The following is a 7,613-nucleotide window of genomic DNA, read 5'->3' on the forward strand; positions in this document are numbered from 1 at the left end:
ACGCCCACGCTACCGACCGCGCGGAGGGGTGAGTCTCGCCGCTCCGTCGGCGTACCGCAGGGCGCCCGGCCGGACCCGCGCGTCGGCCCCGATCCGCATCCCGTCCGCGAGCGCGCCCGCCGCCCGCAGCTCCCGCAGCCGCGCCAGCACCCGGTCCCGCACGTCCCACGGGCTGATCGTGTTGACGTTGATCTTGGTGGCGCCCTCGAAGCCGGCGAGGGTGGAGACGCGCCACTTGAGCATCACGCGCCAGGGCATCGGGGAGGCGACGCCGGGCGGGCGGGTGTGCCATTCCTCGTTGGAGGGGACATCGGGCCCGGTGGCCGCGTGGGCGGCGTGCAGCAGGTCGGAGACGGCGCGCAGCTCGGCCGCGGTCTGCCGCCACGGCTGCCCCACCGGGCTCGTGGAGTAGACCTCGACCGTCGGATACCGGTGACCGAAGCCGGCGAACATCACGGCGTGCTCGTTCGCGGCGATCATCAGGTCGTGCGCCACGGCCACGTCCAGCGCGGCGTGGTTGAACACCTGCGGGTCCTCCCGCAGCCGGTCCAGGGCGGCGACGTTCTGCGCGCCGACCTCGTCGATGGCCACGAGCTGCTTGTGCAGGTGGTCGAAGGAGGCGCCGGCGGGCTTGAGCCAGTTCTGGAACACGGAGACGTACCGCACGGCGGGCGTGGTTGCGTAGAGGTCCCGCATCGCGTCGGCGGTCAGGGCCAGGAACGCGTGGTGCTCGTCCGGGGTGAGGGTGCCCGAGGAGGCCAGCTGGTGGTCGTCCACGGCCCCGTCGACGAAGTGCCGCCGAGCGATCACGACGTCGTGCGTGCCGCCGAAGAATGCGGCCGACGCCCCGATCAGCTCCGCCTCGGACATCGCCGCCGCCTCCTCGGCGGAGCGGCCGGAGGCGCGCAGCTTCGCGGCGACGACGGCGCGCACGTGGGCGCGGCCGGCCTCGGTGGCCAGGTACTCGTCACGGCGGCGGCGCGCGTCCGGGGGAAGTTCATAGCCGTGGTTGAGACGCCAGTAGTCGTAGCTGAGGATCTCGAAGAGGTTGGGGACCCGGCGAAAGGCCGGGGTCGTCTCCTCGAGCCGCTCCGCGGCCGGGTGCCGCAGGATCTGCCAGGCCGGGGCGCCGTCGTCGGCCCTCATGGAGACGATGCGTGACTTCTCCGGCGGCGTCTCCAGCATCCGGTGCTCGCAGAAGGCGCAGTGCCGGCCGTGCTGGGCGGGGTCGAGCGGCTGCGGGGCGGGCCGGACGAGGCCGAGCGGGCGGTGGCCGCGGCCGGGCACGGTCCAGACCTCGGTACCGGTGAAGGGGTTGCGCTGCTTGACGGTGCCGTCCGGCAGTCGGGTGAGGGGCTCGCTCACAGACGGGTGCACGAGGCCAGGATACGAGGCGGTGCCGGCCCGGGCAGGCCGGCGCCGACGCGCCCGCCGGTCAGAACTCGAGCAGCACCTTGCCCTTGGCATGGTGGGATTCGAGACGCTCGAACGCCTGCTCCCAGTCGGCCAGGGGGTAGCGGCTGTCCACGGTCACGGCCAGCTCGCCGGCGTCCACGAGCCGAACGAGCTCGGCCAGGCCCGCCCCGTCCGGATGCATGAGGAAGAACTCGTAGGTCACCCCGGCCTTCTTCGCGGCCCGGCGCACCTTCGCACTGGCCACCCGGGAGACGACGGCGGCCAGCGGCCGACGCGACGGGCGCGCGGTCTCACGAAGGCTGCCGGGGCTCGGCGGGCCCGCGATGGTCACCAGCCGGCCGCCGGGCTCGATCGAGCCGAGCAGCTCGGCCATCTGATCACCGCCGATGAGGTCGAACACCTTGTCGAAGCGTTCGCCCCCCTCTGCGACGGTGCGGGCGCGATAGTCGATCACCGCGTCGGCGCCGGCCTCGCGGACGTACGGCTCACCCGCCGCGGAGGCGGTCACGGTCACGTGCGCGCCGCGCAGGTGTGCCAAGCGCGTGGCAATCAGCCCGACGCCGCCGGCGGCCCCGGTGATCAGCAACCGCTCCCCGGGCTGCAGGTCCAGGTGCTCCGGGCCGAGTGCCTGCTGGGCGGTCAGGCCGGCGAGCGGCAGGCCGGCCGCGTCCGTCAGGGGCATGCGGGCGGGCGCGGCGGCCACCCAGTCCGCGCGCACCGCGGCCAGCTCGGCGAACGCCCCGTGGCCGGAGGGGTCCACGCGGGTGATCACCGCGTCACCCGGGGCGAACGCGGTCACCCCGGCGCCCACGGTCTCGACGATGCCGCTGAGCTCGTTGCCGGCGACCGTGGGGAAGTCGTCGGGGGCGATGGCCTTGAAGTCGCCTTCGCGATGCATCGCGTCGACGGGGTTGAGGCCGACCGCGCGGGTGCGGATCAGCACCTCACCGGCGCCGACCGTGGGGGCGGGGACGTCGGTGAGGGCCATGGCCTCACGGCCGCCGTAGGACTGGAGGACGAGTGCTCGCATGACGCCGAGCCTAGGCGCGCCGCCCCGGAGTGCCGAGCCCTGTTCGCCGTCGTCGATCACGCAGGTCGGGCTCGGCGACCTCCGGCGTGATCATCCCCACGGCCACCCGTGACGCGGGTACGCTGATCGCTGTTCCACGTCACAGCGCTCTCGCTCGACTCGTCTCACCCGCACGGAGGCCTCACCCATGTCGTCCCGCATCCACCACCCCGGCCTCCGGTCGAAGGTGATGTCCGCCGCGGAGGCGGCGGCGTTCATCCAGCACGGCACCACCGTGGGCATGAGCGGGTTCACGGGGTCCGGCTACCCGAAGGCCGTGCCGACGGCGCTGGCCGAGCGGGCCAAGGAGCTGCACGCGCGCGGCGAGGAGTTCCGCATCAACCTCCACACGGGGGCGTCCACCTCCGCGGAGATGGACGGCGCGCTGGCCGAGGCGGACGCCGTCGCGCTGCGCACCCCGTTCCAGTCGGACCCGACGATGCGCGCCAAGATCAACGCGGGCGCCATCGAGTACATCGACACACACCTGTCCCACCTGGCGCAGACCGTGTGGAACGGCTTCTACGGGCCCATGACCACCGCGGTGATCGAGGTGTCCGGGATCCGCGAGGACGGCCGTCTCGTCCCCAGCTCCTCCGTGGGCAACAACAAGTCCTGGATCGACCTGGCGGATCAGGTGATCCTCGAGGTCAACTCGTGGCAGAGCGAGGACCTCGAGGGTCTGCATGACGTCTACTATGGCACCGCGCTGCCCCCGCACCGCACGCCGATCATGCTCACCCACCCCGCGGACCGCATCGGTGAGACGTACCTGCGGTGCGATCCGGCCAAGGTGGTGGCCGTCGTCGAGACCCACGCCCCGGACCGGAACTCTGCCTTCAAGCCCGCCGACGCGGACTCGATCGCGATCGCCCAGCACCTCGTGGAGTTCTTCGAGCACGAGGTGGCCCAGGGCCGGTACGACGAGCGACTGCTGCCGCTGCAGTCGGGCGTGGGCAACATCGCGAACGCGGTGATGTCCGAGCTGGTGAAGTCCCGGTTCACGGGCCTGTCCGCGTTCACCGAGGTGGTGCAGGACGGCATGCTCGACGCCCTGGACTCCGGCACCCTGGCGACCGCGTCCGCGACCGCGTTCTCCCTGTCCACCGAGGCCGCCGAACGGTTCAACGACAACGCCGCGAAGTATCGGGACAAGCTGATCCTGCGCACCCAGGAGATCTCCAACCACCCCGAGCTCGTGCGTCGCCTCGGCATCCTCGCCATGAACGGCATGCTCGAGGCCGACCTGTACGGCAACGTGAACTCCACGCACCTGATGGGCACGAAGATGATGAACGGCCTCGGCGGCTCCGGCGACTTCGCCCGCAACGCGTTCACCTCGTTCTTCCTCACCCCCTCCACGGCCAAGGGCGGGGACATCTCCTGCATCGTGCCGATGGTCTCGCACGTGGACCACACCGAGCACGACGTGCACGTGGTGGTCACCGAGCAGGGGCTGGCCGACCTGCGCGGCCTCTCCCCCAAGCAGCGCGCCCGCACGATCATCGACACGTGCGCGCACCCGGACTACAGGGAGCAGCTGCGGGACTACTTCGACCGCGCGATGCGCGGGTCGGACGGCCTGCACACCCCGCACCTGTTGGGCGAGTCCCTGTCCTGGCACCAGCGCTTCCTCGAGACCGGGACGATGCGTCAAGGCTGACGGCCCGCCGGACCGGACACCTGCGGGACACCTGCGACGGGGCACCCTACAGTGGGCCGCGCCTCGCGGCAGGGTGAGATCACGCCGGCTCCGGGCACGTGCCCGGAGCCGGCCCAGGGCCGCAGGACCGGCGACGGCGTCAGCCGCGCCCGCCCTGCTCCCGCTCGGGGATTCCCGCGGCCCACAGGGCGGCCGCGATGAGGGCGGGCTGGCCGAAGAGCCGCGCCAGGCGGCGACCGTCCGTGTCCAGCCCGAAGCCGTCCTTGCGCTCGGCGTACTGCCCGATGTTCCCGGGGTAGATCGCGGTGTAGAAGGCCGCCAGGGCGGTGCCGGTCAGGCGGCGCTGCCCGGGGAGCGCCAGCAGAGCGGCCCCGAGGCCGATCTCGGCCACGCCGGATCCGAGCACCACGAGGTCCGCCGGGAGCGGGACCCACGAGGGCACCTGGGCGCGGAACTCACGGCGCGCCACGGTGAGGTGGGACAGCCCCGCGGCGGTCATGAACCCGCCGAGGCCGAGGCGGGCGGCGGTCTGGGAGAGGGGGACAGGCTGCCGGTGCTTCGTCATCACGCCTCCCCGAGCTCGAGGACGACGTCGATGTTGCCCCGGGTGGCGTTCGAATAGGGGCACACCTGATGCGCCTGCTCCATGAGGGCGCGGGCCTGATCCGCGGGGACATTGGGGATCACGACCTCGAGGGTGACCTCCAGGCCGAAGCCCTCACCCTGGCGGCCGATGCCCACGCGCGCGCCGACGGAGGAGTCGGTGATGTCGGCACGGGAGGCACGGGCGACCATCTGCAGGGCCGAGTGGAAGCACGCGGCGTAGCCGGCGGCGAACAGCTGCTCGGGGTTGGTGCCCTGGCCGGAGCCGCCCATTTCGGTGGGCACGGCGAGGTCGAGGTCGACCCGCCCGTCGGTGGTGCGGACATGGCCGTCGCGGCCGGCGCCGGTGCTGAGCGCCTCGGCGGTGTAGATGGTCTCCATGAGAGGTCCTTTCATCCGCCCGCCCCGTGCGGGACGAGTCGGCTCCAGCCTGCCACCCGGCTAGGTCGCGCGCAACCAAGTCGCTCCCCAGCGACCACTAGAATCGCTCCCATGGATGCCGCGCCGACCCCCAGCCTCGCCCTCGAGGACCAGCTCTGCTTCGCCCTGCACCGGGCGACGCGCGCCGTCACGCGCGGCTACGGCCCCCTGCTCTCCCGCCTCGGCCTCACCTACCCGCAGTACCTCGTGATGCTCACCCTGTGGCAGGCGGAGAGTGATGCCTCGGCTGAGACGGAGGCGTCGACGTCGGACGCCGCCGGCGCGCTGGGGGTCGGCGCGCTGCGGGACCGGCTCGGCATGGACAACGGGACGATCACACCCCTGGTGCGGCGCCTGGCCGGCATGGGGCTCGTCACGCGGGAGCGCGACGTCCACGACGAGCGACGCGTGCTGGTCCGGCTGACGGACGAGGGACGAGCGCTGCGGGCGTCCGCCCGGACGGTCCCGGTGGACGCCCTCACCCGGATCCCCCTCGACACCACCGAGCGCCAGGTCCTCATGGACCTGCTGAACCGGATCACCGAGGCCGCCGGGCCGCGCTGAAACGGCGGGAGCGGCCCGCGCGGAGCGCGGGTCAGCGCACCCGGTCCAGGATCGCCCGGGCGACGGCGTCCGCCTCGCGCTCGGGCAGCCAGTGGTCCGCGTCGAGCGCCACGAACCGGTACTCCCCCGCCGCCTGCCCCGCCGTGAGCTCGGCGGCCCGCGGCCCCAGGGCCGCGTCCCGGGTGCCCCACACATACGTGGTGGGGACCGACACGGGCGCGCTGCTCGTGGTGGTCACCAGATCCGGGTTCGCCCGATACCAGTTCACCGGGCCGCGCAGGCTCTGCGGGGTGGAGAACCGGCGGGCGTAGTGCTCCGCCCCGGGGACCTGCCCCCGTTGCAGCAGGGAGCCCAGCCGTCGGGCGAGGATTCGTTCGGGGAGGGCCGGCGCCTGGAAGGCGGCGATGTACCAGCTGCGGCGCAGCTGGTCCGGGCCGCGCAGGGCGCGGGCCAGGGCGGCCGGGTGCGGCGTGGACAGGACCGTCAGGGACGCGACGCGCTCGGGGTGGGCGGTGGCCAGCGCCCAGGCGACGGCGCCACCCCAGTCATGGCCGACGACGTGGACGCGCCGCGCCCCCGCCGCGTCCGCCAGCGCGACGGCGTCCCCCACGAGCGCCGGGAGGCGATAGGCCGCCGTCGCCCGCGGAGCGGCCCCCGGGGAGTAGCCGCGCTGATCCGGGGCGAGCGTGCGCAGCCCCGCGGCGTGCAGCAGCGGTTCGACATGCCTCCAGGACGTGGCGTCCTGCGGGAAGCCGTGCAGCAGCAGGACCACCTCCCCCTCGGCCGACCCGCCGTCGCGGACGTCGAAGGTCAGGCCCTGATGCCGGAAGGTGTCCATGCCGCCCCCGAGTGCGCCGTCGCCCGTCACAGCCGGACGAGCATCTTCCCCGTGTTGGCACCCTCGAGCAGGTCGATGAACGCCTGGGGTGCGTTCTCCAGCCCCTCCCGGACGGTCTCGTCCCACTGGATCTTCCCGGCGGCGACCCACGGGCCCACGCGCTCCAGGAACTCGGGGCGGACCTGCGCTGCGTACTTCTGCAGGACGAAGCCGCGCAGGGTCAGGCACTTGCCGATCGCCAGGGCGAGGTTGCGCGGGGCGGCCGGCGGCTCCGTCGAGTTGTACTGGGCGATCGCGCCGCACATCGCCACGCGGCCGTCGACCCGCATCGCGGCGATGGCGGCCTCGAGGTGGTCGCCGCCCACGTTGTCGAAGTAGACGTCGATGCCCTCCGGCGCCGCCTCGGCCAGCAGATCGGTGGGCGAGCCGTCGTGGTAGTCGAACGCGGCGTCGAAGCCCAGCTCCTTCACCCGCGCCACCTTCTCGGGCGTGCCCGCCGAGCCGACCACGCGCGAGGCGCCCAGCAGGCGGGCGATCTGGCCGGCGACCGAGCCGACGGCCCCCGCGGCGCCCGAGATGAAGACGGCGTCGCCCTCCTGCATCTCGGCCACGTGCACGAGGCCGGTGTAGGCGGTCAGACCCGTCATGCCCAGCACGCCCAGGTAGGTGCTGTCCGAGAACTGGGAGGTGTCCACGACCTGGACGGTGTCGCCGTCGAGGACGGCGTGCTCGCGCCAGCCGCGGCCGTGGAGCACGGACGTGCCCTCCGGCACGTCCGCGTGGCGCGAGGCGATCACGGTGCCCACCGCGCCGCCGTCGAGGGGGGCGTCGAGTTGGAACGGAGGCACGTAGGACTCGACGTCGTTCATGCGGCCGCGCATGTACGGGTCCACGGACATCACGGTGTTGCGCACGAGGACCTGGCCCTCGGCGAGCTCGGGGAGCTCGACCTCCGTGAGGCGGAAGTTCTCCGGCGTCGGGGCGCCGTGGGGGCGGGAGGCGAGGTGGATCTCGCGCGTGTGGGTGGGGGTGCTCATGGT

8 protein-coding genes are annotated in these 7,613 nt (G+C 73.2%); 2 read left to right on the forward strand and 6 right to left on the reverse strand.

The window, feature by feature from the left end; translation table 11 throughout:
* Positions 1–9: 9 nt before the first annotated feature.
* Both J1M39_RS08630 and J1M39_RS08635 read right to left on the reverse strand, forming a co-directional pair.
* The gene (locus J1M39_RS08630) at positions 10–1,365 is read right to left on the reverse strand and encodes a DUF4921 family protein (protein ID WP_182488745.1); all 1,356 of its coding nucleotides are present in this window, start codon (positions 1,363–1,365) and stop codon (positions 10–12) included.
* A 70-nt stretch (positions 1,366–1,435) separates the two neighbouring features.
* Positions 1,436–2,446 (reverse strand): NADP-dependent oxidoreductase, encoded by a 1,011-nt coding sequence (locus J1M39_RS08635; protein WP_036316411.1) that lies wholly within the window; start codon positions 2,444–2,446, stop codon positions 1,436–1,438.
* 187 nt (positions 2,447–2,633) lie between these two features.
* Between J1M39_RS08635 and J1M39_RS08640 the strand changes: the two genes are divergently transcribed.
* Entirely contained in the window at positions 2,634–4,148 is a 1,515-nt protein-coding gene (locus tag J1M39_RS08640; RefSeq protein ID WP_036316409.1) for an acetyl-CoA hydrolase/transferase family protein, read from the forward strand.
* Positions 4,149–4,287: 139 nt separating this feature from the next.
* On the opposite strand, the gene J1M39_RS08645 is transcribed toward J1M39_RS08640, so the two are convergent.
* A complete protein-coding gene (locus J1M39_RS08645; protein WP_036338685.1) occupies positions 4,288–4,713 on the reverse strand; it encodes a DoxX family protein in 426 nt (141 codons plus the stop codon).
* Positions 4,713–5,132, reverse strand: coding sequence for an organic hydroperoxide resistance protein (locus J1M39_RS08650; RefSeq protein ID WP_063190262.1), 420 nt, complete (start codon positions 5,130–5,132; stop codon positions 4,713–4,715). Before J1M39_RS08650 ends, J1M39_RS08645 begins: the two co-directional genes overlap by 1 nt.
* A 111-nt stretch (positions 5,133–5,243) precedes the next feature.
* Between J1M39_RS08650 and J1M39_RS08655 the strand changes: the two genes are divergently transcribed.
* A complete protein-coding gene (locus J1M39_RS08655; protein WP_063190263.1) occupies positions 5,244–5,735 on the forward strand; it encodes a MarR family winged helix-turn-helix transcriptional regulator in 492 nt (163 codons plus the stop codon).
* A 31-nt stretch (positions 5,736–5,766) separates the two neighbouring features.
* Here the strand turns inward: J1M39_RS08655 and J1M39_RS08660 are convergent, their stop codons facing one another.
* A complete protein-coding gene (locus tag J1M39_RS08660) occupies positions 5,767–6,573 on the reverse strand; it encodes an alpha/beta fold hydrolase (protein WP_063190271.1) in 807 nt (268 codons plus the stop codon).
* Positions 6,574–6,599: 26 nt separating this feature from the next.
* Positions 6,600–7,610: an NADP-dependent oxidoreductase gene (locus tag J1M39_RS08665; protein WP_036316402.1), complete on the reverse strand. Its 1,011-nt coding sequence runs from the start codon at positions 7,608–7,610 to the stop codon at positions 6,600–6,602.
* Positions 7,611–7,613: the final 3 nt, after the last annotated feature.

Origin of the sequence: Micrococcus sp. KRD077 (genome assembly GCF_017168505.1) — a bacterium.
In the GTDB taxonomy this organism is placed as follows: domain Bacteria; phylum Actinomycetota; class Actinomycetes; order Actinomycetales; family Micrococcaceae; genus Micrococcus; species Micrococcus luteus.